Genomic DNA, 24,858 nt, shown 5'->3' on the forward strand with positions numbered 1-24,858 from the left:
GTCAAGGGCTTTTTCATGGTCACCAAAGAACTCACCGTCGGCCAACTGGCAGCCCGCAGTGGCGTAGCGGTTACCGCGCTGCACTTTTATGAAACCAAGGGGTTGATCAAGAGCCACCGCAACGCCGGCAACCAGCGGCGCTATCCGCGGGATGTGTTGCGCCGGGTGGTGGTGATCAAGATTGCCCAGCGTTTGGGCATTCCCCTGGCGACGATCCATGACGCGCTGCAAACCTTGCCCGATGGCCGCACGCCCAACGCTGCCGATTGGGAGCGCCTGTCTGCGCTATGGCGTGAGGACCTGGACCAGCGCATCGAAAAACTGATGTTGCTGCGGGATAAACTCAACGGCTGTATTGGCTGCGGGTGCCTGTCGCTGGAGGCGTGCCCGTTGCGCAATCACGACGACGTACTGGGTGATCGCGGGCCTGGGGCACAACTCTTGGAGCCGTCCACATAATGGCGGGGTAAAACTCGATCAATGTGGGAGCGGGCTTGCTCGCGAAAGCGGGGTGTCAGTCGCCAGATGCAGTGGCTGATCCACCGCCTTCGCGAGCAAGCCCGCTCCCACACAAGCCCGCTCCCACATTTTGATCGCCGTCAGACTTAGAATCCCGGGGCAATCTGGCCTTTATAGCGGGTCAGGATGAACTGGCGCACTTCATCGGAGTTCAACGCCTTGGCCAGTTTCTGGATGCCAGGGTCATTGATGTTGTCCGGGCGCGCGACCAGGTACTCCACATACAGGCTCTTGCCCTTCTCGACGATCAACGCACTGTTGGTGTCGATCCCCGCTTCCAGGGCGTAGTTGGCAAACACGAACGCCAGGTCCACCTGGCTCACCGAGCGGGCCAGCAACGCACCTTCCAGTTCACGAATTTTCAGGTGCTTGGGGTTTTCAACGATATCCCGCGGCGTGGCCAGGGTGTTGCTCGGGTCCTTGAGCTTGATCAGGCCGGCTTCGTCCAGCAGCACCAAGGCGCGGCCAGTGTTGACCGGGTCGTTGGGGATCGACACTGTCGCGCCGTCTTTCAACTCCGAGATATTTTTGATCTTGGTCGAGTACGCACCGAAAGGCTCGATGTGCACACCGACCACCGGCACCAGGTTGGTATTCCGGGTCTTGTTGTAGTCATCCAGGAATGGCCGGTACTGGTAGTAGTTGGCGTCGATGTTCTTCAGCGCCAGTTGCTGGTTGGGCTGGATGAAATCGGTGAAGACCTTGATTTGCAGGTCCACGCCTTCCTTGGCCAGCACCGGCTTTACGAACTCGAGGATCTCGGCGTGAGGCACGGGCGTGGCGCCGACGACCAGCGTCTCGTTGGCAAAGGCATTGAAGGACAAGACAGCGGCCAAGATGGCCAGGGATTTTTTCATGGTTGCTCCGAAGGCATTAGTTATAGGAATCAACGGCGGCTGTAATGCGCCACCAAACGGTCACCGGTCATCTGCAGGGCCTGCACCAGCACCAACAGCAGCAACACGGTGACCACCATCACGTCGGTCTGGAAACGCTGATAGCCGTAGCGGATAGCCAGGTCGCCCAGGCCACCGCCACCGATCACCCCGGCCATGGCGGTGTAGTCCACCAGCACAATCGCGGTGACAGTGACCGCTGCCAGCAGCCCGCCCCGGGCTTCCGGCAACAACGTGTGGCGGATCACCTGCCAGGTGCTGGCGCCCATGGATTGGGTAGCCTCCACCACGCCACGGTCGACTTCGCGCAAGGCGGTTTCCACCAGCCGCGCAAAGAACGGCGTACAGCCCACCACCAACGGCGGAATCGTACCGGCCACGCCCAGGGAGGTGCCCACCAGCAGGGTGGTCACCGGGATCAGCACAATCAGCAGGATGATGAACGGCAGCGAGCGCAGCACGTTGACCACCACCGACAGCGCCCGATACACCACTAGGGTTTCGTGCAACTGGCGCTTGCCGGTGAGGAACAACAGCACCCCCAGCGGCAACCCCAGCAGCACGGTAAAACCCAGGGCCGCGCTGAGCATGCTCAGGGTTTCCAGGCAGGCTTGGCCGATGTCGGCCCAATAGATGTTTTTAAACAGCTCGGCCATGGGTCAAGACCAATCGTGACGCGGTGGCTTGGCGCCGTTGAGCAGCCAGTTGCCCACCACGTGATACTTCCAGCGCACCGGGTCATGCAGGGTATGCACCCGTGCATTGCGCCAGTGACGGTCGAAGTTGTGCTTCTTCAGGGTGGAGCGGGTGCCGCCGAGTTCGAAGAGCTTGTTGCTGGCTTCAATGGCGATTTCAGTGGTCAGTACCTTGGCTCGCGCGACAGCCAGGGAGGCGTGGGCAACGTTGTCTTCATCAGGTGCCGGGCGCGCGGCGTCCAGCGCCTTGCCGGCCCGCTCCAGCAAGGCTTCCGCCGCTTCCAGGCGAATATCCAGCGCGCCGACCTGGATGATAGTCAGCGGGTCTTCACTGGCGTTCTCCACCCCGGCATCGATCCATGGACGGGCGAATTGCCGGACGAACTGCACCGTGTCACGCAACGCGGCACGGGCGATGCCGGCGTCGATGGCGGCGGTGGTCAATTGGGCGAAAGGCCCGGCCAGGGTCGGCGAATCGTAGGAGCGATGGGTAGGAAACAGATTGAACGCCGGCACCTTCAAGCCTTCGGCCAGCACCGTGCCGCTGGAGGTGGTGCGTTGGCCCATGCTGTCCCAGTCGTCGACCACCACCAGGCCTGCGGTGCCGCGCGGCACGAACGCCAATTGCGCATTTTGCTGTTCATCCAGCGCCAGCACCGCCAGCCAGTGGGCATACAGCGAACCGGTGCAATAACCCTTGCGGCCGTTGATCACATAGCCATCGCCTTGCCGGCGAATGGTCGCCTGGATGTCCTGGACGTTCTTGCCGCCGGTTTCCGACAGCGCATTGGCAAACCGATGCCCTTCCAGCGCCAGGCCAAAAAAGTACGCCTGCTGCTCGGGCGTGCCTTGCAGCCGGATATCTTCCAGCAGGCAGTAATGGTTCTGCGGGATTTGCCCCAGCGAAGGGTCGGCCGCCGAGATAATCGCAATCACCTGGGCCAACACCGCGTAGGACACCTGGGCACCACCAAACTCGCGGGGCACGCTGATGCCCCACAGGCCGCTGTTGGAATACAGGTCGACGACCTCCGCAGGCACCTGGCGGGTGCGGTCGCGCTCGGCGTCCTGCTCCAGCAACACGGCAGCAACCCGATGGGCAACGGCCAGTGCGTGGGCCTCGTCGCGGATCAACTCGGCGTGGGGCGTGTGAATCGGGTAATCGGCAGATACAGGCAGTACAGACATACAACGCTCTCGGGCGAATGGTTTGCCAGAGGCATTGCAGCTTCTGTGCCTGAGGCGCCTGGCCTTCAAACACAAGGGTTTGCTCCCGATATACGCGCGGCAGACCGCCCTTGGCGCAGCAAACTGCCGGTTTGCTGTTGCCTGGGCAACACCTCGTCGGCTGCCCGCAAGCCACGGCGCACGTGGCCTATAGTGAAAAAGCCGTCCCTCAACTACCACCATCAAGGAGAACGATATGAGCGTTAAACCCATTCCCGAGGGCTACCACAGCATCACGCCGTACCTGGGCATCGACAAAGCCGCTGAAGCCATCGAGTTCTACAAACGAGCCTTTGGTGCCACCGAAGTCATGCGCCTGGACATGCCCGACGGCAAGATCGGCCATGCCGAACTGCGCATTGGCGATTCGGCGATCATGATGGCCTCGCCCTGTGGCGAAATGTCGTTCGGCAGCCCGGGAAAAGAACACCCCAGCGTGTGCCTGCATCTCTATGTGCAAGATGTCGACCAACAGTTCGCCCAGGCCATCAAGGCCGGCGGCACGGCGATTTCAGAACCCAAGGATCAGTTCTACGGTGACCGTTCCGGGACGCTGAAAGACCCGTTCGGGCATGTGTGGTTCCTGGCCACGCGCAAGGAGGACTTGACCGAGGCGCAGGTTCGCCAGCGGGCCGAGGCGTTGTTCAAGCAAGGATGAAGTCGCCTGGGCGACGCAACCCAACGGTAGGAACTGGCTCGCCTGCGATGGCATCACCTCGGTGCGACTGATACACCGAGTTGCCTGCATCGCAGGCAAGCCAGCTCCCACCGTTGACCTGCACTGCCTGAAAGATCGGGCTTCAACACACTTCATGAACAACCCCTCCACGCTTTCCCCCTTGCCCCGGGCGCCGTGTGATTTCAGGATGCAAGCAATCATCACAAGGAGTCATTCCATGTTCGCCGGATTCCAAAAAGACCAGCGCCACGTCAACGGTGTGGACATCAGCTACCGCAAAGGCGGCGCGGGTCCCGGCCTGCTCCTGCTGCACGGGCACCCGCAGACCCACGTCATCTGGCACAAGGTCGCCGAGCAACTGGCCGAACACTTCACCGTGGTCGCCGCCGACCTGCGCGGTTATGGCGACAGCAGCAAGCCCGCCGCCATTGACCATCACACCAATTATTCAAAACGTGAAATGGCCCGCGACGGCGTCGAGCTGATGAAAGCCCTGGGCTTCGACGAGTTCTCGGTGCTGGCCCACGACCGTGGCGCCCGCGTCGCCCATCGCCTGGCCCTGGACCACCCCAAGGCCGTGCAGCGCATGGTGCTGCTGGACATCGCACCAACCCTGTCCATGTACGCCCAGACCGACGAAGCCTTTGCCCGCGCCTACTGGCACTGGTTCTTCCTGATCCGCCCGGCGCCGTTGCCCGAGAGCCTGATTGAAGGCAACCCGGAACTCTACCTGCGCAGCGTCATGGGCAGCCGCAGTGCCGGGCTCAAGCCGTTCACCGATGAAGCCTTCGCCGAATACCTGCGTTGCCTGAAACTGCCCGGCACCGCCACCGGGATCTGCGAGGACTATCGCGCCGCCGCTGGCATCGACCTTGAGCACGACCGCGCCGATATCGACAAGGGCAACCACCTGGAGCTGCCGCTGCTGGTGATGTGGGGCGCCGAAGGCACCGTCGGGCGCTGCTTCGAACCCCTCAAGGAATGGCAGAAAGTCGCGACCGACGTACGTGGCAAGGCCCTGCCGGCCGGCCACTACATCGCAGAAGAAATCCCTGAAGTGCTGCTCGGCGAAGTCCTGACCTTCCTTCGCTGAGCCTTTATGAACCGCTGACCTGACCGATCCCGCCCCGCAGGCTTGAAACAGCCTGCGACGGGATCTGCTTGCCCAAAAAACGTCTCGAGATAATAAAAATGACAATCAGAAAACTGCTGGGAACCCTGTATGTGCAGGTGATCATCGCCATTGTGCTGGGCGTGTTGATTGGCAACCACTGGCCTCAGGTGGGCATCGACCTCAAGCCGTTGGGCGACGGGTTTATCAAGCTGATCAAGATGATCATCGGCCCGATCATCTTCTGCACCGTGGTCTCCGGCATCACCAGCATGCACGACGTGAAGCAGGTGGGCCGAGTCGGCGGCAAGGCGCTGCTGTACTTTGAGATCGTCTCCAGCATCGCCCTGGTAATCGGCATCCTCGCCGCGCACCTGCTGCACCCCGGCGTGGGTTTCAATATCGACGTGAAGACCCTCGACACCTCCGCCATCGCCGGTTTTGTCGGCCAGGCCGAACACGGCGAAGGCGTCACCGGGTTCCTGATGCATGTGATCCCCACTACCTTCTTCGACGCCTTCTCCAAAGGCGAAATCCTCCCGGTACTGTTTGTGTCGGTGCTGTTTGGCCTCGGGCTGGTGATGATCGGCGAGAAGGGCCGGCCCCTGGTCGGCGTGATCAACCAGGCCAGCGAAGTGTTCTTCCGCATCGTCGGGATGATCAGCCGCGTCGCGCCGATCGGGGCCTTCGGGGCCATCGCCTTCACCATCGGCAAATACGGCCTGGGCTCGCTGCTGCCGCTGTTGAAACTGGTGGGCACGTTCTATGTCACCGCGTTTTTCTTCGTCGCCGTGGTGCTGGGCAGCATCGCCCGGTATGTGGGGTTCAGCATCTTCAAGCTGCTGACCTACATCAAGGCTGAACTGTTGATCGTGCTGGGCACCAGCTCCTCCGAATCTGCGCTGCCGCAACTGATCCAGAAACTTGAAAGCCTTGGCGCGTCCAAAGGCGTGGTGGGGATCGTGGTGCCCACCGGCTACACCTTCAACCTGGACGGCACCAACATCTATATGACCCTGGCGGTGCTGTTCCTGGCCCAGGCGACCAATATCGACCTGACGCTGGAGCAACAACTGACCCTGCTGGCGGTGGCGATGCTTACCTCAAAAGGCGCCGGTGCGGTGGTGGGCGCAGGTTTTGTCGCGCTGGCCGCCAGCCTCGCGGTGGTGCCGACGGTGCCGGTGGCGGCGATGGTGCTGATCCTGGGTGTGGACCGGTTCATGGCTGAATGCCGCTCACTGACCAACATCATCGGCAATGCCGTGGCGGCGCTGGTGGTGGCTGCGTGGGAAGGTGAACTGGATCGCGAAAAAATGGCGCCCATCGCCCTCAAGCACGGCCGCCATGCACGGGCCGCCGCCCAGGCGAAGATCGCCGCCGAGTAACCCTTAAACACCAATCCCCTGTGGCGAGGGAGCTTGCTCCCGCTGGGCTGCGCAGCGGCCCCCAAGATCTTTGGGAGCGCTACGCACTCCAGCGGGAGCAAGCTCCCTTGCCACAGCAAGCTCCCTCACCACAGAAACTCCTTCGCCATACCGGTGCTATTCTGGCGGTTCATGCCGCCATGCCTGTTTCTGATGAACAACAAGAAAGATACCGTGCCCCTACCTGAAGACCTGCGGGTATTCCTGACCGTGATCCGCAAGGCCGGCTTTGCTGCGGCTGCCGACGAGCTGGGTTTGTCCCCGGCCTACGTCAGCAAGCGTATCCAGATTCTCGAAACCACCCTCGCCACCCGCCTGCTGCACCGCACCAGCCGCCGTATCGCCCTGACCGAAGATGGCGAGCGTGTGCAGCGCTGGGCCGTGCGGATTCTCGAAGACTTCCAGCAGTTGTCCGACGAGCTTTCCGACGCCCACGACAGCCCGCGCGGCCACCTGCATTTGTGCAGCAGCTTCGGTTTCGGTCGTAACCATGTGGCACCGGCCTTGTCGCTATTGGCCGAACAATACCCGGACCTGGAGATTCGCCTGGACCTGTTCGACCGGGTGGTGGATATCGTCAGCGAGGGTTTCGACCTGGAGATTCGCGTGGGCGACGACATCCCCGGGCAACACATCGGTCGCCGGCTGGTGAGTAACCGGCGGGTGCTGTGTGCGGCGCCCGCCTACCTCGAACGCCGTGGTGTGCCGCAGCACTTGAGCGACCTGGAACAGCACGACTGCCTGGTGCTCAAGGAGCGCGACAACGCGTTTGGCATCTGGCACCTGGAGCGCGATGGCGTGCAGGACAGCGTGCGCGTGCGCGGGCCGTTGTCGTCGAATAACGGCGAGATCGTTTTGCAATGGGCCCTGGACGGGCGCGGCGTGTTGCTGCGTTCGATGTGGGATGTGAAGCCGCTGCTGGAGCAAGGGAAACTGGTGCAGGTGCTGCACGACTACACCCAGAGCGCCAACGTGTGGGCGGTGTACCCGACGCGGCTGGCCTACTCCGGGAAGTTGCGGGCGTGTGTGGAGTTTTTGCAGGAGCACTTCAAGGGGTTGTCGATTTAGCGTGCCGGGTTTGAGTACATATCCGTTGCTGCGGTAACGGCCGCTGACGGTTCTGCTCTTACAGCGGCCTACCGGCCGGCTTGAGTGTTGTAGAGCAAAAAGCCAAATCAAAAGCGGGCACGGTCCAAATGTGGGAGCGGGCTTGCTCGCGAAGGTCGTTAACGATGACGCGGGCATTCTGGATGAACGCGGCGCTCTCAGGTTTTTCGCGAGCAAGCCCGCTCCCACAGAAAAGCAGATCTGTTTTCGCTCTGGTCTTTGCTTTTGCTTTTAACACTCAAGCCGGCCGGGAGGCCGCTGTGCTCTTGATTTTGATCTGACTGCCCCATTCAGCCCGAGGCCGAACGCAGGCAGTGCAGAGCAGCCAACCTGCAACTACAGCCCCATCACCCGAGCCAGGGATTGGCCGCCAAATGCACACGCTCAAACGCCTTGATCTGCTCACTGCGCTGCAACGTCGTGCCAATAGCATCCAACCCCAACAACAACGCAGTCTTGCGCAACGTATCGATCTGGAACGCAATCACCTGCCCGTCCGCCAAAAGAATCTCCTGCGCCTCCAGGTCCACACTGATCTGCGCCCGCTCAGGCTGACTCACCATCTGCCCCAACCGCTGCAACACCGCCTCCTCCAGCGTGATCAACAACACCCCGTTACGCTGGCAGTTGTCATAGAAAATCCCCGCAAAGCTGCTGCCGATCAACGCGCGAATGCCCATCTGCTTCAAGCCCCACACCGCATGCTCCCGGCTGGACCCACAGCCGAAGTTCGGCCCCACTACCATAAAACTCGCGCCCTGCCAGGCCGGCTGGTTCAGCACAAATTGCGGGTCAGGCTCCCCCGAGGGCAAAAAGCGCAAATCAAAGAACAACCCGCGATCCAGCCCGTTGCGGTCGATGCCCTTGAGAAACTGCTTGGGCATGATCACGTCGGTGTCGATATTGGCCGCCAGCATCGGCGCCGCCTTGCCGGTGATCCGAGTGAAGGGTTGCAAGCTCATGTGCGGTCTCCAAAGTGGCGAATATCCGTCAGCCGGCCAGTGATGGCCGCAGCGGCGACCATGGCCGGGCTCATCAGGTGCGTGCGGGCACCCGCGCCCTGGCGGCCTTCGAAATTGCGGTTGGTGCTGGAAGCGCAGCGGTCGCCCGGCTCCAGCACGTCGTCGTTCATCGCCAGGCACATCGAGCAGCCCGACTGGCGCCATTCAAACCCGGCGTCGATAAAGATCGCGGCAAGGCCTTCGGCTTCGGCCTGGTCACGCACTTCGGTGGAGCCCGGCACGATCATCGCCCGCACATGGTCGGCCACGTGCTTGCCGCGCACCACGCTGGCGGCGTCGCGCAGGTCTTCGATGCGGGCGTTGGTGCAGGAGCCGATAAACGCGTGGCTGATCACAATGTCGCTCAACGGCATGCCCGCTTCCAGGCCCATGTAGTTCAAGGCGCGGCGCATGTCCTGGCGCAGGATCAGGTCGCTGATGTCTTGCGGGTCGGGCACTCGGGCACCGATGGGCGCGGCCTGGTCGGGGCTGGTGCCCCAGGTGACCATCGGTTCAAGGGCGCTGGCATCCAGTTGCACCTCGAGGTCGAACACCGCGTCGGCATCCGAGTGCAGTTGGCGCCAGCCCACCAGGGCGCGTTCCCACAACTCGCCCTTCGGCGCGCGTGGCTTGCCCTTGAGGTAGACGAAGACCTTTTCGTCCGGCGCCATGAAGGCTCCACGTGCACCGGCTTCCACCGCCATGTTGCAGATGGTCATGCGCGCCTCGACGCTCAGGGCATCGATGGTCGACCCACAAAACTCAATGGCGTAGCCGGTGGCACCCGAGGCACCGATCTTGCCGATCAGCGCCATGATCACGTCCTTGGAGGTCAGCCCACGGGCCAGTTCGCCGTCCACGGTCACACGCAGGCTTTTCAGACGCTTGTAGACCAGGGTTTGCGAGGCCAGCAAATGCTCGATTTCCGAAGTGCCAATGCCAAAGCCGAACGCGCCCAAGGCCCCGTAGGTGGTGGTGTGGCTGTCGCCGGCGGCGATCACCATGCCCGGCAGGATAAAACCCTGCTCCGGGGCGATCACGTGTTCGATGCCCTGGCGCTTGTCGAGGATATCCAACAGCTCGATCCCGAAATCCCGGCAGTTTTCCGCCAGGTACGACACCTGGCGCGCGCCGCCCGCATCCGGCATGGTCGCGATGCGCTTGGGCGTGGTGGGGTTCACATGGTCGACCACCGCCAGCGCCGTACCGGGCCGCCACACACCACGGCCCGCCTCGCGCAAGCCGCTGAAAGCTTGCGGGCTGGTGTATTCATTGATCACCTGGCGGTCGATGTACAGCAGCACATGGCCCTGTTCATCCAGGCGGCACACCGTGTGGGAATCGATGTGTTTGTCGTAGAGGGTTCTGGCAGAAGTCATTATGGGGCTCGCTCAACGGTATGACCCCATCATAGGCAGCGCCCCCGCCCCATCAATCCCGCCTTGGTGATGGCTCGGAACATGTTTCGTGTTGCATGAATGCGTATCTGAAACATTTACTTTCATATCCGCCTTAGGGTTTTGTGTTTCTCATCCGTCTTAACTTAGATACAGCCGCTCGCGTCAGCAAAAGCTACGGGTGGCGTTTTCCGGGCCTTTACCGCCTCCCTCCGATCAAGACCCTCATTCACATGTCGAAGAAGTCACGCTCAAAACTCTGGTTTCTCGTGCACAGCTGGCTGGCATTGCCCATCTGGTTCTTTGTGCTGATCGTCTGCGTCACCGGCACCCTGGCGGTGGTCAGCCAGGAGATCGTCTGGCTGGCCAACCCGGACATCCGCGCCAGCAAGCCGTCGGACGATGCCGAACCGCTCACCTACGACCAGGTGATCGGCGCCATCAAGCGCGCCGAACCCCAGGTGATCGTCGAATCCCTGAGCCGCCCGGACGAATCGCACTTCGCCCTCAGCGCCGACCTCAGCTACCCCGACGGGCGCTCGCTGGAGGTCTACGTCAACCCATACACCGGGGTGATCCAGGGCATCAGCCCATCGTTCAACTTCCAGCAATTTACCCGTGCCCTGCATGGCTGGTGGCTGGTGCCTTTCACCAATGGCTACAGCTGGGGCTGGTACCTGGTCTCGCTGCTGGGCTTGCCGCTGCTGGCCTCGCTGGTCACCGGCCTCGTGGTCTACAAGCGTTTCTGGAAAGGTTTTTTCAGGCCGACCCTGCGCATTCGTCACGGTGCGCGGATTTTCTGGGGCGACTTCCACCGGTTGAGCGGCATCTGGTCGATCTGGTTTATCGCGGTGATTTCCATCACCGGCACCTGGTTCCTGATCCAGGCGATCCTGGGTGATAACCAGATCACCATTTCCAGCGAGCCGATCGTCCCGGCGATTGCCCGCGACAAAGTGCCGATGTCCGCCCCGGGCGTACCGGCGCCCATGATTCCCCTGGACGAGGCGATCAACATCGCCACCCAGCGCATTCCCGGGCTTGAGGCCAGCTTCGTGAGCCTGCCCAGCAACGCCTACAGTCACCTGCGCATCGGCGGGCGTGGCTGGTACCCGCTGATGTTCCAGACCGCGGAAATCAACCCGTACAACGGCGAAATCGCCGCCTCGCACCTGCTGTCCGACCGTTCGGCCCTGGAGTTCGTCACCGAATCCATGCGCCCGTTGCACACCGGGGACTTTGGCGGGATCTGGATCAAGCTGATCTGGGCCTTCTTCGGCCTGGTGCTGAGCATGATGGTCTTGAGCGGCTTGCTGATCTGGACCAAACGCACGGCCCTGGCCACCCTCAATGCGCTGAAACGCGAAGCCAAGGCAGCCCGTCAACCGGCGAAAACCCAGGCCTTGCAGGCTGAGACCACGGAGGCCAACCCATGAACAAGGCCATGACGGTTCAACCCCCCTCGCCCCTGCGGGCCTTCTGGCTCAAATGGCGATTCCACATCAATATCCTGCTGTTGCTGGTGCCCCTGGGCTTCATGCCCAAGTACTTTGCCGACGCGGCACTGTTTCGCGGCGACAGCGGCCTGGGTGAACGGGAGATCGGCGAAGTACAGGTCGGCCCCTGGAGCCTGAAGCTCGCCGAGCTACGCAACGAGCCGCCGCGCCCGGACCCGGCAGGCCCGATGAAATCCTTCAACGCTGCCCTGTGTGCCACGTGCATCGACCAGGTCAAGGCGACCTACCTGCGTATCGGCAAGCCCCGCAGCCTGCGGGCGGCCGGGGTGATTTTCTTCGGCACCCCATACCGCATGGGCGCTGCGTTGCCGATCCCTGAGCGCACCCCGCTGGACGCCGAAGTGTGGATCACCATGGAAGGCTGGGACGGCGCCATGCACCAGGCCTCCATTCCCTTGAGCCAGGCATCGCCGGCCACCATCGACTGGCTGAAAAAACGAGGAGTTAAACCATGACTTTGCCGCAACTGGCCCGCACCGTTGGCGCGCTGATCCTCAGTGCCGGTTTCAGTACCGTCGCCCTCGCCCACAACCCGATGTGCGAATGCAAGGAAATCGCCGGCGAGCAGATCCAGTGCACCGGTGGTTTCTCCGATGGCAGCGGTGCCCCCGGCGTGACCCTGGATGTGATCGGCTACGACGAGACCATCCTGGTGCCAGGCAAGCTGGGAGAAGACTCGAAGCTGACCTTCAAGAAACCCTCCGCCGAGTTCTACGTGTTGTTTGATGCCGGCCCCGGCCACGTGGTGGAAATCGACCAAGCGGATATCCAGCCCCAATGAGCCGTACAACCCAAGTCGTGCGCCCGGCCGGTGCCGGGCACGAAACCCTGTATGTCCTGCTGTTGTGCCTGATCATCCTCGCCGTTGCCGGCACGGTGGTGGCCTTGCGCGGTGAAAGCCAGGAGATCGCCGCCGTGCCCAGCCACCAACTGGACGCCCGCCGCGACCTCAGCGCCGCCGAGCAAGGCATCTACGCCGACCTGCGGGTGACCCTGGATGAAATCCACTTGCTGCAGGAGGAACACAGCGCCCTGCCGACGCCTGAACAGCTGGCCGAAGAGGGCTTCGCGCCCTTCGCCCAGGACGCCAGTTCGGTGAGCCGTGGCGACCACCGCTGGCAGTTGCTGGACGCGGCCTATCTGGGCCTGAGCCAGACGCCGGACCTCAGCGGTTCGCTGTTGATGCGCATCCGCGGCGCCGAGCCGGATATCTGGCTCAACCGCAGCGCCCACCTCACCGCCCCCACCGACCTCACTGACCAGGCGCTGATCAGCGCGGGCTGGCAGCAGGTAGTCGCGCAATTCGATGCCGGTGTCACCCGCCAGCATCGTCACTGAATTCACGTTGCAGCCGAGAGAAGACCATGTCTATTTCATCTCCATTATTACGTCTGGTGCTGGTCGGCCTGATCACCGTGCTGCTGGCCCCGTTCGCCAGTGCCGACCCGGCAAAGCGCCTGCGCATCGGCATCACCCTGCACCCGTATTACAGCTACGTCGCCAATATCGTCGGCGACAAGGCTGAAGTTGTCCCGCTGATCCCGGCCGGTTTCAATCCCCATGCCTACGAACCCCGCGCCGAAGACATCAAACGCATCGGCACCCTTGATGTGATCGTGCTCAACGGCGTCGGCCATGACGATTTCGCCGACCGCATGATCGCCACCAGCGAGCGCCCGGACATCCCGGTGATCGAGGCCAACGCCAACGTGCCGCTGCTGGCCGCCACCGGCAACGCTGCGCGCGGTGCGGGCAAGGTGGTCAACCCGCACACCTTCCTGTCCATCAGCGCCTCGATTGCCCAGGTGAACAACATTGCCCGGGAACTGGGCAAACTCGACCCGGACAACGCCAAGACCTACACCCAGAACGCCCGCGCCTACGGCAAGCGCCTGCGCCAGATGCGCGCCGACGCCCTGGCCAAGCTCACCAGCGCGCCCAACCCCGACCTGCGGGTGGCCACCGTGCACGCGGCATATGACTACCTGCTGCGGGAATTCGGCCTGGAAGTCACCGCCGTGGTGGAACCGGCCCACGGCATCGAGCCGAGCCCCAGCCAGTTGAAGAAAACCATCGACCAACTGCGGGAACTGGACGTGAAAGTGATCTTCTCGGAGATGGATTTCCCGTCCAGCTACGTCGACACCATCCAGCGTGAATCCGGGGTGAAGCTGTACCCGCTGTCGCATATTTCCTATGGCGACTACAGCGCGGAAAAATACGAAGTGGAAATGACCGGCAACCTCAACACCGTGGTGCGGGCGATTCAGGAGTCCGGGGCATGACGGCGGCTGAACACCTCAGTGTGGCCAGCGTTGGCCCGACCCTCGACTTCGATAACGTCGCGCTGACCCTGGGCCGTACGGTGATCCTCGATGCAGTGAGTTTCCAGGTGCAGCCCGGCAGCATCCATGCGCTGGTGGGCCCCAACGGCGGCGGCAAAAGCTCGCTGATCAAGACCCTGCTGGGGCAAACGCCGCACCAGGGCCAGTTGAGCCTGCATTGGCCGGATGCACCCGGCACCATCCGCTACGTGCCCCAGGCGCTGGAGTTCGACCGGGGCTTGCCGATGACCGTCGACGATTTCATGGCCGCGATGTGCCAGCGGCGTCCGGCGTTTCTCGGGCTGTCCAAACATTACGCCGCCGCGATTGGCGACGCACTGGAACGGGTCGGCATGCAGGACAAGCGCAAGCGGCGCATGGGTGCGCTGTCTGGCGGTGAACGCCAGCGGGTGCTGTTGGCCCAGGGCTTGATCCCGGCACCGCAATTGCTGGTGCTGGACGAACCGATGTCGGCGCTGGACGAAGCCGGGATCCAGGTGTTCGAGCGGCTGCTGAACGATTGGCGCCAGGCCGGGATCACCGTGCTGTGGATCGAACACGACCTGGAAGCCGTCGGCCGCCTGGCCGATCGCGTCACCGGCCTGAACCGCCGCGTGCTGTTCGACGCCACGCCGAAAGAAGCACTGACCCCGGACCGCCTGCTGACCCTGTTCTCCACCCACCCACGGAGCCCGGCCTTATGAGCTATGAAGCCTTTCGCCTGATGGTCCAGGGCTGGGCGTCTTCCGGGTATCTGCCGGAAGCGCTGGCCTATGGATTTGTAGTCAACGCCCTGCTCGCCGGCCTGCTGATCGGCCCGGTGCTGGGCGGTTTGGGCACCCTGGTGGTGGTCAAGCGCTTTGCGTTCTTTTCCGAAGCCGTGGGCCATGCCGCACTGACCGGCGTGGCCGTGGGCATTCTGCTGGGGGAACCCTACACCGGGCCTTACGGCAGCCTGTTCGGCTACTGCCTGCTGTTCGGGATCCTGCTCAACTACCTGCGCAACCGCACGGGCCTGGCGCCGGACACGCTGATCGGCGTATTCCTCTCGGTGTCCCTGGCCCTGGGCGCGAGCCTGCTGCTCATTCTGGCGGGCAAGATCAACGTGCACATTCTCGAAAACGTGCTGTTCGGCTCGGTGCTGACCGTCAACGGCAATGACCTGTTGGTGCTGGCGATTGTCGGCGCGCTGGTGATGGCCCTGGCCCTGCCACTGTACAACCGCATCATGCTCGCCAGCTTCAACCCGCAGTTGGCGGCGGTGCGCGGGGTGGCGGTGAAGACCCTGGACTACCTGTTCGTGATCCTGGTGACCCTGATCACCGTGGCGGCGGTCAAGGTCATCGGCGCGATCCTGGTGGGTGCGTTGCTGGTGATTCCGGCGGCCGCCGCACGCCTGTTGAGCCAGTCGCTCAAGGGCTTCTTCTGGATCTCGGTGGTGATCGCCACCGTCAGCACCCTGTGCGGGATCCTGCTGCCGATCATCTTCGACCTGCCGATTCCGTCCGGTGCCGCGATCATCCTGGTAGCCGGTATCGCCTTCGCCCTCGCCGCCATCGCCCGCGGCACGGTCCCCAGCCTGAAAGGGAATCTTGGATAATGCGCCCGATGTTTCGACCACTGCTTCTGGCCCTGGCCATTGTCACACCGGCATTCGCCGCCGACGGCGTCAAGCCGCTACAGATCACCGCCAACCAAGGCGTTGGCCATGCTGCCTTGAACCAGGCCAAGGCGACAAAACCGGTAAAAGTCCTCGCCGCCTTGCCGATCACCTATGGCTTGGCGCAGGTGTTGCTCAAAGGCACTGACGTACAGCTTGAGCGCGCGGCACCGGCCAACCTGCCCGGCTCGCGGCAAGTCGCCTATTTCACCGGGCGCGGTGCGCAGGCGCTGAACACCCTGGCGCTGGACGCCGATGCAGCCATCGGCCTGCGCTCGCTGTGGCCCGACGACCCGCTGTACCCGGTGGCCCGGCGCAGCAATATCCGCATCGTCGAAGTCGACGCCGCGCGCCCGGTGGACGGCGGCTTGCCGGGGATTGCCGTGCAGCCGGGCGCCACCGACGGCCTGAACAGCCAGCCGTGGCAAGCCAGCAACAACATGGGGCGCATGGCCGATGTGATGGCCGCCGACCTGAGCCGCCTGGCACCCGAGGCCAAGCCGCAGATCGAAGCCAACCTGGCCGCGCTCAAGCAACGCTTGCTCAAGCTCACCGCCGACAGCGAAGCGCGACTGGCCAAGGCCGATAACCTGACGGTGGCCAGCTTGAGCGATCACTTTGGTTATCTCGTCAGTGGCTTGAACCTGGAGCTGGTCAGCACCGATGCAAGGGCGGATACCGAGTGGACACCCGAGGCGTTGCAGCAACTGAGCGAAGGCTTGAAGGAGAATGAGGTGGCCGTGGTGCTGCATCACCGCAAGCCAAGCGATGCAGTGCAGGCGGCGGTCACGGCGGGCGGGGCGAAGTTGCTGGTGCTGGGCACCGATGGCGCCGACCCGGTGGCGGAACTGGAAGGCAATGTGGATCAGGTGATCAAGGCGCTGTAACGCGCCTCTCACCGGCGAAACACAGTAAATGTGGGAGCGGGCTTGCTCGCGAATGCGGTGTGACAGTCAACACATACGGTGACTGAAACAACGCCTTCGCGAGCAAGCCCGCTCCCACATTTGAGTCGGTGTTATGCCCGAGGTCCGGGTCAGCCGGCAAGTGCCTGGCTATCCATCTTCTGGCGCAAGCTCAGCGGGCGCATGTCGGTCCACACTTCTTCGATGTAGGCCAGGCACTCTTTCTTCATCCCGCTCTTGCCCACGGTGCGCCAGCCTTCCGGCACGGCCTTGTAGTCGGGCCAGATGGAATATTGTTCTTCATGGTTGACCACTACCTGAAACAGGATGTCTTCGCGGTCGAATACTGAGGTCATTGCTGTTCTCCGTCGGGGTAAGGCTGGCTGCGCACCACGCACAGCTGATGTAAGAAGGAACGTGCCAGCCCGATAAAAAATTAGAGGCTGGTGACCGACGCCGCCAGGGCGCGACCAAAAATCTCGGCCACACGGTCGATTTCTGCGGCAGTAATCACCAGCGGCGGCAGGAAACGCACGACGCTGCCGTGTCGCCCGCCCAGTTCGAGAATCAACCCGCGCTTGAGGCATTCACGCTGCACCAGCGGCGCCAGTTGGCGATGCACCGGCGGGTGGCCCTGGGCATCAGGCGCACCGGCGGGGTCCACCAGTTCCACACCGAGCATCAGCCCACGGCCACGAATGTCTCCCAACTGCGGGAAGTCGCGCTGCAGGATGCGCAGGTGTTCGCCGAGGCGCTCGCCCATGGCGGCCGCGTGGGCGGGAATGTCGTGGTCCTTGAGGTAACGCATCACCGCCGAGCCGGCCGCCATGGCCATCTGATTGCCACGGAAGGTCCCGGCATGGGCGCCCGGCAACCAGGTGTCGAGCCAGTCGCGATACACCACCACCGCCAGTGGCAGGCTGCCGCCAATGGCTTTGGACAGCACGACCACGTCCGGGACAATGCCGGCATGTTCGAAGGCAAACATCTTGCCGGTGCGACCAAAGCCGCTCTGGATTTCGTCGACAATCAACGCCACACCAGCCTGCTCGGTAATGCGCCGCAGGCCGCGCAGCCAGTCGAGATCAGCCGGGATCACGCCGCCCTCGCCTTGCACCACCTCGACGATCACCGCCGCCGGCAGCAATACACCGGCCTCGGGATCGTTGAGCAGGTTTTCCAGATAATGCAGGTTGACCTTCACCCCTTCCGCGCCGCCCAGCCCGAACGGGCAACGGTAGTCGTACGGGAATGGCAGGAATTGCACGCCATTGCCGAGCAACGCGCCCAGTGGCTTCTTCGGCCCCAGGCTGCCCATCAGGCTCAGGGCGCCCTGGCTCATGCCGTGATAACCGCCCTGGAATGACAACACCGTGCTCCGCCCGGTGGCGGTGCGCACCAGTTTCAGCGCGGCTTCCACCGCATCGGTGCCGGTGGGGCCGCAGAACTGGATCTTGGCTTCCCGCGCCAGCGCCGGCGGCAGCAGGCCGAACAGGTCCTGCACGAATTGGTCCTTGACCGGCGTGGTCAGGTCCAGGGTGTGCAACGGCAATTCATCGCTCAGCACCTGGCGAATGGCATCGATCACCACCGGGTGGTTGTGCCCCAGCGCCAGGGTGCCGGCACCGGCCAGGCAATCGATAAAGCTGCGGCCTTCGACGTCCTCGACATAGATCCCACGGGCGCGCTTGAGCGCCAGGGGAATGCGCCGTGGGTAGCTGCGGGCATTGGATTCCTGCTGGCGCTGGCGGGCCAGCAGCGGGGTTTCATCGAACTGGTAAAGCGTTTCCGCAGGGACCGCCTGGGTCTCTTCGATACGGCTGGTAGCGACTGACATCTCTCGATCCCTCAATACGCTGATGATGGTGACTAAACTGCCCACCCGTTGGCGCCAGGCCCAAGGGCCGCGCACGGATTTCCTGTTCTGGAAACGCATCAGCGAAGGGAGGATTTACACCTGTGGTCGTTAAAAACAGCTTTAGCGGATTTACCCGGCCACCCCGGTGTATTTTTCATTCAACGCATACAGGATCGCGCAGGTCTGCGCATCCAGCCGCCCACTGTAGTCAGAGGGCCGAAAATGCATCTGGAACGCACGGACACGTTGCTGGAAACCCAGGCGATTTTTCGCCGGGGCATAACCGTAGCGCTGGAACGCCCGCTCCACCTCAACCTCTGGCGGCAGGCCGATGTCGAACCGACGTTGATAGGCCATCTTGGCCACCTCTTCATACCAGGCCCCCACGCCCGCCTCGAACAGGCAGCGCCATGGCAAGCGGGGGCCGGGGTCGCTCTTGCGCCAATAGGCAATGTCGGAATGCCCGAGGATGTCGGTAGGACCGATCGCCGGGTAACGCACCTGAATGTCACGAATCAAGGCGATCAACACGTCAATCTGCTCTGCGCCATACGCCGGGAAGGTCAACACACCGGCGTCATCCCGGGCCTGGTTGACGATTTCAATGCCGATGGAGCGGCTGTTGAGGTTATCGCGCCCGGCCCAGTGGCTGGTGCCGGCGTGCCAGGCGCGTTGCGCTTCGTCCACCAGGCGAAATACCCGCAACTCGTCATAGCCGGCGGCGCGGTAGCTGGCGTCATGGGGGTCGGCCAACAGGTAGTGGGCACTGAAACCGTCGCGGGTCAGTGCACGCAATGACGAGGCAAAGGGCGCGGCGGTGTAATGCACAATCACCTGGCGCACGGCCTGGCCATTGCGCTCATTGAAGTCGTTTGCGGGATACGTGGAATCGATAACCAACATAGGGGCTGTCCTTTTCAACACAGGCCGAGTCATTCAGCCGGTTCAAACACAAAAAAATTACCGCCATCCTGAAGCGTTGCGCTTGAGGATGGCGGTAGCTATGTGTGCTGTGAAAAGAAGGTTTCAGCGCCGCAACGGCATGCCCAGGTCGACGCGCATGCCATCGGCCTGGCTGTCGAATTTCAGGGAGCACGAGCAGCGCTGCACGATGGCCTGGACGATCGCCAACCCCAGGCCGCAACCCGGGCTGTTGCCGTTGCGCCAGAAGCGCTGGGTCAAGTGTTGCAAGTCTTCGCTGGAAATCGGCGCGCCATGGTCACGCACCCGGAACACCACATTGTCGCCAGCGCTGGACACACTCAGCTCCACCCGGGTATCGGCCGGGGTGTGGCGCAACGCGTTGTCCAGCAGGTTGCGCAGGGCCGCGACGGCCAGGCCCACCGGCATTTCCAAAGGTTTTTCGGACAAACCGTCTGCCAGGATCAGGTCAATACGCTGATTGTCGCCGCCGTTGGCATCCTGGATCGCCAGTTGCGCAACTTGCTCGGCACTCGATTGCAGGCCGTCATCAAACGACAGGCTGCCTTCGACCCGCGCCAGCAGCAGCAACTGCTCAAGGGTGCGGTGCAAGCGGTCGGCGCCCTCTTCAGCCTGGGCCAGGGACTGGTCACGGGCGGCGCCTTCGGTCATGCGCGCCACTTGCAGGTGGGTCTTGATCGCGGTCAACGGGCTGCGCAGTTCGTGGGCCGCGTCACCGGTCAAGCGGCGTTCGCGTTCGATGGTCTTGGCGATGCGTTGCAGCAACTGGTTCTGGGTGTCGAGCAGTGGCTTGAGTTCGCTGGGCAGCGGGCTGATCTGCAACGGTTCGAGGGAGTCGGCACTGCGGCGCATCAAGGCGTCACGCATGCGGTTGAGCGGCAACAGGCTCTGGCCGATCCCCAGCCACAACAGGCACAGGCAGCCCAACAATGCCACGCCCACCGGCACCGAGGCGGCCAGCAGGATCGACAGGTTCAACGCTTCACGCTCCACCTGCCGGTCGGCGGTGGTGATAAACAAATCGCCACGGGACAGGGTAAAGCTGCGCCAGCCCACGCCATCAATCATCTGGTCGCGAAAGCCGCTCTTGCGCGACTCCAGGCCCTGGTCCGGCGTGGTGTGGCTGCGGGCCAAAACCACGCCGCGCAAGGAACTGACCTGGCACGCCATACCGCCTGGCACATTCAATTGTTCGGCGCTGAAGTGCGCGCCCTCCCCCGTGCTGGAGAGGCCGGGCATCTGCTCCATCAGCCCCGCCACCATGCGCGCCGACGCCACCAGGCGCTGGTCGAGGGAAAACATCATCTGGTTGCGCAGGTCGTTGAGCATCCACGCGGCGGCCAGGACCCAGATCAGCACGAAGGCTGCGCCGAGCTTGAAGGTCAGCCGCAGGCGCAGGCTCATCACGAAGCGTCCTCTCCACCGTCAGCCGGGCCCAGGCGATAGCCCAGGCCGCGCACGGTTTCGACGATGCCGTTGCCGAGTTTGCGCCGCAGGTGGTGGATGTGCACGTTAAGGGCGTTGCTTTCCAGTTCGTCGTTCAGGCCGTAGACGCTGTCCTTGAGTTGCTCGCTGGAGAGCACCCGGCCGCGGTTCTGCAACAGGGCCTGCAACAGCGCCTGCTCGCGGCGGGACAGGTCCACCGACTCACCGCCCAGCAACGTTTCGCGGCTGCTGGGGTTGTAGGTCAGGCGCCCGTGCTCGATCAGGTTGACGCTGCGCCCAGCCACCCGGCGCAACAGGGTGTGCAGGCGTGCGGCGAGTTCGCGCAGGTCGAAGGGTTTGAGCAGGTAGTCGTCGGCACCGGCCTGCAGGCCGTCGACGCGGTTGGTCACCGAATCCCGTGCGGTCAGGATCAGCACTGGAATCTCCAGGCCCTGGCTGCGCAGTTGCTGCAACAGCTTCAAGCCGTCTTCATCCGGCAGGCCGAGGTCGAGTACCATCACGTCGAATTCCGCCACCTTGAGCATCGCCCGGGCAGCCGCAGCCGTGCCGACGCGCTCGACCGTCAGGCCCTGGGCGCTGAGCCCGGCAACAATGCCGCTGGCGATCAGCTCGTCGTCTTCACAGACCAGTACGTGCATGGTGAACCCTTTGCAAAATGTGAGGGTGATTAAAAAGGCAGTGGATTAAGCGTGCATTATGCCGCCAACGCCAAGAATCCCGGATAATCGCTTCTTTCTAGGATAGCCCGGTTAATCATCGGTTAATCAACGCCACACATTGTGTGTCCCACTTGCTTCGAACTAAGGCTTGATCATGCGGCATCTGTTTATCTTTCTGCTGGTAGTGTTTGCTGGATTCGCCCAGGCCGCGCCTGGCAACAATCCATTCGAGACCAAACCCGACTTCCTCCCGGTGGGCAAAGCCTTCACCTTTACCTCCGAGCGTCTGGCCTCCGGCGAAACCCAGTTGTATTGGCAGATTGCCGACGGTTACTACCTGTACCAGCAGCGCATGAAATTCGATGGCCTGGCCGAAAAGCCGACGTTGCCCCAGGGCGAAGCCCACAGCGACGAGTTCTTTGGCGAGCAGCAAGTCTATCGCCAGGGCCTGGAAGTGAAGATTCCCGCTGGCGCCACCGGCCAGGTCAAGCTCGGCTGGCAAGGCTGCGCCGATGCCGGCCTGTGCTACCCGCCGCAATCGATCACCGTGGACCTGGGCGGCAACCCTGCCGTCGGCGCCACCGGCCAGGCCCAGGACCAAAGCCTGGCCAGCGGCCTGCAACAACGCAGCCTGGGCTGGAGCCTGCTGGTGTTCTTCGGCCTGGGCCTGCTGCTGGCCTTCGCCCCGTGTTCCCTGCCGATGTTGCCGATCCTCGCCGGCCTTGTGGTCGGCAGCGGCGCCAGCCCACGGCGCGGCTTTGCCCTGGCCGCCAGCTACGTGGTGTGCATGGCGCTGGTGTATGCCGCGCTCGGTGTATTGGCTGCGCTGCTCGGCAGCAACCTCGCCGCCCTGCTGCAAACCCCGTGGATCCTCGGCAGCTTCGCTGCGTTGTTTGTGATTCTCGCCCTGCCGATGTTCGGCTTCTTTGAACTGCAACTGCCGGCCTTCCTGCGCGATCGCCTGGACAACGTCAGCCGCAACCAAAGCGGCGGCAGCCTGGTAGGCGCCGGCGTGCTCGGCGCCCTGTCCGGCTTGCTGGTGGGCCCGTGCATGACTGCGCCCCTGGCCGGCGCGCTGCTGTACATCGCCCAAAGCGGCAACGCCTTGCACGGCGGCCTGATCCTGTTTGTCATGGGCATCGGCATCGGTGTGCCACTGTTGCTGCTGGTGACCGTGGGCAACCGCTTCCTGCCCAAGCCTGGCACCTGGATGAATATCCTCAAGGGCATCTTCGGCTTCCTGTTCCTCGCCACCGCCGTGCTGATGATTCGCCCGGTGGTCGGTGAAACCCTGTGGCTCGGCTTGTGGGGTGTGCTGGCGCTGGTCATGGCCTACTGCGGCTGGCGCCTGGCCCACGATTTCGGGCGTACCGCCATGCTGTTCGGTGCCGGTTCGCTGGTGCTGGGCCTCTGGGGCAGCGTATTGGTGATCGGCGCGGCCGGCGGCAGCGACGACCTGTGGCAACCGCTGAAGGTCTACAGCGGCTCGCGGGTAGCCGGTGCTCCCACCGCCCACGAAGCCTTCATGACCATCAACGACCCGGCCGTACTGCAAAGCCAGCTCGACAGTGCCAAGGCCCAGGGCCAATGGGTGCTGGTGGACTACTACGCCGACTGGTGCGTGTCGTGCAAGATCATGGAAAAACAGGTGTTCGGCAAACCCGAGGTACTGGACGCCCTCAAGGATGTGCGCCTGCTGCGCCTCGACGTCACCGCCGACAACGCCGCCAGCCGCGAGCTGCTGGGCCGCTACAAGGTCCCCGGCCCGCCGAGCTTCGTCTGGATCGGCCCCGACGGTGAAGAGCGCCGCGCCCAGCGCATCACCGGCGAAGTCGACGCCGCCGCCTTCCTGCAACGCTGGACCCAAGCCCGGGAAGCCCTCTGATGCTGACACTGACCATCGGCACCTTCGCCATCGCCCTGAATCACTTGCTGCTGATCACGGCGTTGATCCTCGCCACCCTGGTGGGCTGGCGGGTGGCCAAGCGCGGCGGCGAGAACCCCGAGTCGGTGCTGTTCACCCTGTTTCTGCTGGGTATGCTCGCCGCACGCGTCAGCTTCGTATTGATGTACTGGTCGTACTACCAGAATGACCCGCTGCAAATCGTCGACCTGCGCGACGGCGGTTTTCTCGCCTGGCCCGGCGTGATCGTGCTGATCATCGGCGCGCTGATCTACGGCTGGCGCCGCCCGCTGCTGCGCAAGCCACTGAGCGCCGGCGTGATCACCGGCCTGGCGTTCTGGGCCTTGACCAGCCTGTCCCTGACCCTCTACGAAAAAGGCACGCACCTGCCGGACATTGCCCTGCGCAACGCCAATGGCGAAACCGTGCAACTGGCCGACTACAAGGGCGGCCCGCTGGTGATCAACCTGTGGGCCACCTGGTGCCCGCCGTGCCGGCGCGAAATGCCGGTACTGGAAAGTGCCCAGCGCCAGCGCCCGGACGTGACCTTCCTGTTCGTCAACCAGGCCGAAAGCATGCAAAGCGTCGCCACCTACCTGGCGACCCAGGGCCTGAACCTGGATAACGTGCTGTTCGACGCCAGCGGCCGCCTCGGCCAGGCCGTCGGCTCCATGGCCTTGCCCACCACCCTCTTCTACCAACCTGATGGTCGCCTGATCAACAGCCACCTGGGCGAACTCTCACAGGCCAGCCTGGCCCGCGCCATGGAGCGCTTCGAGCCGACCACCGCCAAACCGGCCTTGCCGGCCACCACAAGGAATTCGCCATGCTCCGCCTCCGCCACCTGCTGACACTCCTGCCCCTGACCCTGGCCGCCAGCCTGGTCCACGCCGAAGACTGGCCGGCGCCGATCAAGAACATCGAAGCCAAGGGGGCCAAGATCATCGGCAAGTTCGATGCGCCCAGCGGCCTCACAGGTTATGCGGCGCAATACCAGAACCGTGGCATGGCGCTGTACCTGACTGCCGATGGCAAAAGCGTGATTGCCGGCAACCTGTACGACGCCGATGGCAATGACCTGAGCACCGCGCCGCTGGAGAAACTGGTGTATGCGCCGATGGCCAAGGAAGTCTGGGCCAAGATGGAACACAGCAACTGGATCCAGGACGGCAACAAGGACGCGCCGCGCATCGTGTACCTGTTCAGCGACCCGAACTGCCCGTACTGCAATATGTTCTGGGAGCAGGCGCGGCCTTGGGTGAAGTCGGGCAAGGTACAGTTGCGGCACATCATGGTGGGGATTATCCGTGAAGACAGCCCGGGCAAGTCGGCCGCGCTGTTTGCCGCCAAGGACCCGCAACAGGCCTTGGAAGCCCATGAGTCGGCCGGTAAAGGCAGCAAGTTGCAGGCGCTGGAAAAGATCCCGGCGGATATCCAGGCCAAGCTTGATTCGAATATGAAGCTGATGGACGAGCTGGAGTTGTCGGCCACGCCGGCAATTTTCTATCTGGATGACAAGGGTGGGTTGCAGCAACAGCAAGGAGCGCCGTCGCCGGATAAGCTGGTGAAGATTCTCGGTCCGAAATAA

26 protein-coding genes are annotated in these 24,858 nt (G+C 63.2%); 16 read left to right on the plus strand and 10 right to left on the minus strand.

All coding sequences use genetic code 11. The features are described from left to right. Nucleotides 1-15: 15 nt before the first annotated feature. The gene (soxR, locus tag JV201_RS20015) at nt 16-459 is read left to right on the plus strand and encodes a redox-sensitive transcriptional activator SoxR (protein ID WP_003210123.1); all 444 of its coding nucleotides are present in this window, start codon (nt 16-18) and stop codon (nt 457-459) included. 146 nt (nt 460-605) lie between these two features. Here the strand turns inward: soxR and JV201_RS20020 are convergent, their stop codons facing one another. From JV201_RS20020 to JV201_RS20030, 3 genes are read right to left on the minus strand one after another with little or no spacing between them, the layout of a single operon-like run. Continuing rightward, entirely contained in the window at nt 606-1,376 is a 771-nt protein-coding gene (locus JV201_RS20020) for a MetQ/NlpA family ABC transporter substrate-binding protein (RefSeq protein WP_003210120.1), read from the minus strand. Nucleotides 1,377-1,405: 29 nt separating this feature from the next. After that, nucleotides 1,406-2,071, minus strand: coding sequence for a methionine ABC transporter permease (locus tag JV201_RS20025; RefSeq protein ID WP_008430846.1), 666 nt, complete (start codon nt 2,069-2,071; stop codon nt 1,406-1,408). Between the two features lie 3 nt (nt 2,072-2,074). Continuing rightward, a complete protein-coding gene (locus JV201_RS20030; protein WP_177028805.1) occupies nt 2,075-3,298 on the minus strand; it encodes an SfnB family sulfur acquisition oxidoreductase in 1,224 nt (407 codons plus the stop codon). Nucleotides 3,299-3,533: 235 nt separating this feature from the next. Here JV201_RS20030 and JV201_RS20035 point away from each other — a divergent pair, with 235 nt between their 5' ends. From JV201_RS20035 to JV201_RS20050, 4 genes are all read left to right on the plus strand, one after another. Continuing rightward, nucleotides 3,534-3,995, plus strand: a complete 462-nt coding sequence (locus JV201_RS20035; protein WP_003210114.1) for a VOC family protein — start codon at nt 3,534-3,536, stop codon at nt 3,993-3,995. A 238-nt stretch (nt 3,996-4,233) separates the two neighbouring features. After that, nucleotides 4,234-5,109 carry an alpha/beta fold hydrolase gene (locus tag JV201_RS20040; protein WP_008430843.1) on the plus strand — a complete coding sequence of 292 codons (876 nt, stop codon included), beginning with the start codon at nt 4,234-4,236 and terminating at the stop codon, nt 5,107-5,109. Between the two features lie 98 nt (nt 5,110-5,207). Further along, complete coding sequence (dctA, locus tag JV201_RS20045; RefSeq protein ID WP_003207293.1) at nt 5,208-6,512, plus strand: C4-dicarboxylate transporter DctA; 1,305 nt, start codon at nt 5,208-5,210, stop codon at nt 6,510-6,512. Between the two features lie 192 nt (nt 6,513-6,704). Beyond that, entirely contained in the window at nt 6,705-7,619 is a 915-nt protein-coding gene (locus JV201_RS20050; protein ID WP_173883068.1) for a LysR substrate-binding domain-containing protein, read from the plus strand. A 386-nt stretch (nt 7,620-8,005) separates the two neighbouring features. On the opposite strand, the gene leuD is transcribed toward JV201_RS20050, so the two are convergent. Both leuD and leuC read right to left on the minus strand, forming a co-directional pair. Then, complete coding sequence (leuD, locus tag JV201_RS20055) at nt 8,006-8,620, minus strand: 3-isopropylmalate dehydratase small subunit (protein WP_219405966.1); 615 nt, start codon at nt 8,618-8,620, stop codon at nt 8,006-8,008. Then, nucleotides 8,617-10,038, minus strand: a complete 1,422-nt coding sequence (gene leuC / locus JV201_RS20060; RefSeq protein WP_219405967.1) for a 3-isopropylmalate dehydratase large subunit — start codon at nt 10,036-10,038, stop codon at nt 8,617-8,619. Before leuC ends, leuD begins: the two co-directional genes overlap by 4 nt. A 251-nt stretch (nt 10,039-10,289) precedes the next feature. Between leuC and JV201_RS20065 the strand changes: the two genes are divergently transcribed. Genes JV201_RS20065 through JV201_RS20100 form a run of 8 tightly spaced genes read left to right on the plus strand, consistent with a single transcriptional unit; the run spans nt 10,290 to nt 16,444 of the window. Then, on the plus strand, nt 10,290-11,492 hold the full coding sequence (locus JV201_RS20065; protein WP_087695105.1) for a PepSY domain-containing protein: 1,203 nt from the start codon (nt 10,290-10,292) through the stop codon (nt 11,490-11,492). Further along, nucleotides 11,489-12,028, plus strand: a complete 540-nt coding sequence (locus tag JV201_RS20070; RefSeq protein WP_008431660.1) for a hypothetical protein — start codon at nt 11,489-11,491, stop codon at nt 12,026-12,028. The genes JV201_RS20065 and JV201_RS20070 overlap by 4 nt, the downstream gene beginning before the upstream one ends. Then, complete coding sequence (locus JV201_RS20075) at nt 12,025-12,354, plus strand: hypothetical protein (RefSeq protein ID WP_003208992.1); 330 nt, start codon at nt 12,025-12,027, stop codon at nt 12,352-12,354. The genes JV201_RS20070 and JV201_RS20075 overlap by 4 nt, the downstream gene beginning before the upstream one ends. Next, entirely contained in the window at nt 12,351-12,911 is a 561-nt protein-coding gene (locus JV201_RS20080; protein ID WP_102605703.1) for a DUF6162 family protein, read from the plus strand. Before JV201_RS20075 ends, JV201_RS20080 begins: the two co-directional genes overlap by 4 nt. A gap of 26 nt (nt 12,912-12,937) precedes the next feature. Then, nucleotides 12,938-13,858, plus strand: a complete 921-nt coding sequence (locus JV201_RS20085) for a metal ABC transporter substrate-binding protein (RefSeq protein WP_023659272.1) — start codon at nt 12,938-12,940, stop codon at nt 13,856-13,858. After that, complete coding sequence (locus JV201_RS20090) at nt 13,855-14,601, plus strand: metal ABC transporter ATP-binding protein (RefSeq protein WP_219405968.1); 747 nt, start codon at nt 13,855-13,857, stop codon at nt 14,599-14,601. The genes JV201_RS20085 and JV201_RS20090 overlap by 4 nt, the downstream gene beginning before the upstream one ends. Next, nucleotides 14,598-15,497 carry a metal ABC transporter permease gene (locus JV201_RS20095; RefSeq protein WP_003208998.1) on the plus strand — a complete coding sequence of 300 codons (900 nt, stop codon included), beginning with the start codon at nt 14,598-14,600 and terminating at the stop codon, nt 15,495-15,497. The genes JV201_RS20090 and JV201_RS20095 overlap by 4 nt, the downstream gene beginning before the upstream one ends. Beyond that, entirely contained in the window at nt 15,497-16,444 is a 948-nt protein-coding gene (locus tag JV201_RS20100; RefSeq protein WP_177039995.1) for a metal ABC transporter solute-binding protein, Zn/Mn family, read from the plus strand. Before JV201_RS20095 ends, JV201_RS20100 begins: the two co-directional genes overlap by 1 nt. A gap of 149 nt (nt 16,445-16,593) precedes the next feature. On the opposite strand, the gene JV201_RS20105 is transcribed toward JV201_RS20100, so the two are convergent. From JV201_RS20105 to JV201_RS20125, 5 genes are all read right to left on the minus strand, one after another. Then, nucleotides 16,594-16,818, minus strand: a complete 225-nt coding sequence (locus JV201_RS20105) for an MbtH family protein (protein WP_003209001.1) — start codon at nt 16,816-16,818, stop codon at nt 16,594-16,596. A gap of 80 nt (nt 16,819-16,898) precedes the next feature. After that, nucleotides 16,899-18,299, minus strand: coding sequence for an aspartate aminotransferase family protein (locus tag JV201_RS20110; RefSeq protein ID WP_003209003.1), 1,401 nt, complete (start codon nt 18,297-18,299; stop codon nt 16,899-16,901). Nucleotides 18,300-18,449: 150 nt separating this feature from the next. After that, nucleotides 18,450-19,223, minus strand: coding sequence for an N-acetylmuramoyl-L-alanine amidase (locus JV201_RS20115; protein ID WP_003209007.1), 774 nt, complete (start codon nt 19,221-19,223; stop codon nt 18,450-18,452). 123 nt (nt 19,224-19,346) lie between these two features. Then, a complete protein-coding gene (locus JV201_RS20120; RefSeq protein WP_219405969.1) occupies nt 19,347-20,666 on the minus strand; it encodes an ATP-binding protein in 1,320 nt (439 codons plus the stop codon). Further along, the gene (locus tag JV201_RS20125; RefSeq protein WP_003209011.1) at nt 20,666-21,346 is read right to left on the minus strand and encodes a response regulator; all 681 of its coding nucleotides are present in this window, start codon (nt 21,344-21,346) and stop codon (nt 20,666-20,668) included. Before JV201_RS20125 ends, JV201_RS20120 begins: the two co-directional genes overlap by 1 nt. Before the next feature lie 175 nt (nt 21,347-21,521). On the opposite strand from JV201_RS20125, the gene dsbD reads away from it, so the two are divergent. The 3 genes from dsbD to dsbG are packed head-to-tail and all read left to right on the plus strand — an operon-like array spanning nt 21,522 to nt 24,858. Next, the gene (dsbD, locus tag JV201_RS20130) at nt 21,522-23,252 is read left to right on the plus strand and encodes a protein-disulfide reductase DsbD (RefSeq protein WP_219405970.1); all 1,731 of its coding nucleotides are present in this window, start codon (nt 21,522-21,524) and stop codon (nt 23,250-23,252) included. Further along, complete coding sequence (locus tag JV201_RS20135; RefSeq protein ID WP_177008990.1) at nt 23,252-24,121, plus strand: TlpA disulfide reductase family protein; 870 nt, start codon at nt 23,252-23,254, stop codon at nt 24,119-24,121. The genes dsbD and JV201_RS20135 overlap by 1 nt, the downstream gene beginning before the upstream one ends. After that, nucleotides 24,097-24,858 carry a thiol:disulfide interchange protein DsbG gene (gene dsbG, locus JV201_RS20140; protein ID WP_003209017.1) on the plus strand — a complete coding sequence of 254 codons (762 nt, stop codon included), beginning with the start codon at nt 24,097-24,099 and terminating at the stop codon, nt 24,856-24,858. The genes JV201_RS20135 and dsbG overlap by 25 nt, the downstream gene beginning before the upstream one ends.

This window comes from Pseudomonas sp. Colony2 (assembly GCF_019382755.1).
Taxonomy (GTDB): Bacteria; Pseudomonadota; Gammaproteobacteria; order Pseudomonadales; family Pseudomonadaceae; genus Aquipseudomonas.

Bases quoted from the DNA above. Each gene is read 5' to 3' on its own strand.
- soxR (WP_003210123.1), top strand. From the start codon at position 16: ATGGTCACCAAAGAACTCACCGTCGGCCAACTGGCAGCCCGCAGTGGC.
- JV201_RS20020 (WP_003210120.1), bottom strand. From the start codon at position 1,376: ATGAAAAAATCCCTGGCCATCTTGGCCGCTGTCTTGTCCTTCAATGCC.
- JV201_RS20025 (WP_008430846.1), bottom strand. From the start codon at position 2,071: ATGGCCGAGCTGTTTAAAAACATCTATTGGGCCGACATCGGCCAAGCC.
- JV201_RS20030 (WP_177028805.1), bottom strand. From the start codon at position 3,298: ATGTCTGTACTGCCTGTATCTGCCGATTACCCGATTCACACGCCCCAC.
- JV201_RS20035 (WP_003210114.1), top strand. From the start codon at position 3,534: ATGAGCGTTAAACCCATTCCCGAGGGCTACCACAGCATCACGCCGTAC.
- JV201_RS20040 (WP_008430843.1), top strand. From the start codon at position 4,234: ATGTTCGCCGGATTCCAAAAAGACCAGCGCCACGTCAACGGTGTGGAC.
- dctA (WP_003207293.1), top strand. From the start codon at position 5,208: ATGACAATCAGAAAACTGCTGGGAACCCTGTATGTGCAGGTGATCATC.
- JV201_RS20050 (WP_173883068.1), top strand. From the start codon at position 6,705: ATGAACAACAAGAAAGATACCGTGCCCCTACCTGAAGACCTGCGGGTA.
- leuD (WP_219405966.1), bottom strand. From the start codon at position 8,620: ATGAGCTTGCAACCCTTCACTCGGATCACCGGCAAGGCGGCGCCGATG.
- leuC (WP_219405967.1), bottom strand. From the start codon at position 10,038: ATGACTTCTGCCAGAACCCTCTACGACAAACACATCGATTCCCACACG.
- JV201_RS20065 (WP_087695105.1), top strand. From the start codon at position 10,290: ATGTCGAAGAAGTCACGCTCAAAACTCTGGTTTCTCGTGCACAGCTGG.
- JV201_RS20070 (WP_008431660.1), top strand. From the start codon at position 11,489: ATGAACAAGGCCATGACGGTTCAACCCCCCTCGCCCCTGCGGGCCTTC.
- JV201_RS20075 (WP_003208992.1), top strand. From the start codon at position 12,025: ATGACTTTGCCGCAACTGGCCCGCACCGTTGGCGCGCTGATCCTCAGT.
- JV201_RS20080 (WP_102605703.1), top strand. From the start codon at position 12,351: ATGAGCCGTACAACCCAAGTCGTGCGCCCGGCCGGTGCCGGGCACGAA.
- JV201_RS20085 (WP_023659272.1), top strand. From the start codon at position 12,938: ATGTCTATTTCATCTCCATTATTACGTCTGGTGCTGGTCGGCCTGATC.
- JV201_RS20090 (WP_219405968.1), top strand. From the start codon at position 13,855: ATGACGGCGGCTGAACACCTCAGTGTGGCCAGCGTTGGCCCGACCCTC.
- JV201_RS20095 (WP_003208998.1), top strand. From the start codon at position 14,598: ATGAGCTATGAAGCCTTTCGCCTGATGGTCCAGGGCTGGGCGTCTTCC.
- JV201_RS20100 (WP_177039995.1), top strand. From the start codon at position 15,497: ATGCGCCCGATGTTTCGACCACTGCTTCTGGCCCTGGCCATTGTCACA.
- JV201_RS20105 (WP_003209001.1), bottom strand. From the start codon at position 16,818: ATGACCTCAGTATTCGACCGCGAAGACATCCTGTTTCAGGTAGTGGTC.
- JV201_RS20110 (WP_003209003.1), bottom strand. From the start codon at position 18,299: ATGTCAGTCGCTACCAGCCGTATCGAAGAGACCCAGGCGGTCCCTGCG.
- JV201_RS20115 (WP_003209007.1), bottom strand. From the start codon at position 19,223: ATGTTGGTTATCGATTCCACGTATCCCGCAAACGACTTCAATGAGCGC.
- JV201_RS20120 (WP_219405969.1), bottom strand. From the start codon at position 20,666: ATGAGCCTGCGCCTGCGGCTGACCTTCAAGCTCGGCGCAGCCTTCGTG.
- JV201_RS20125 (WP_003209011.1), bottom strand. From the start codon at position 21,346: ATGCACGTACTGGTCTGTGAAGACGACGAGCTGATCGCCAGCGGCATT.
- dsbD (WP_219405970.1), top strand. From the start codon at position 21,522: ATGCGGCATCTGTTTATCTTTCTGCTGGTAGTGTTTGCTGGATTCGCC.
- JV201_RS20135 (WP_177008990.1), top strand. From the start codon at position 23,252: ATGCTGACACTGACCATCGGCACCTTCGCCATCGCCCTGAATCACTTG.
- dsbG (WP_003209017.1), top strand. From the start codon at position 24,097: ATGCTCCGCCTCCGCCACCTGCTGACACTCCTGCCCCTGACCCTGGCC.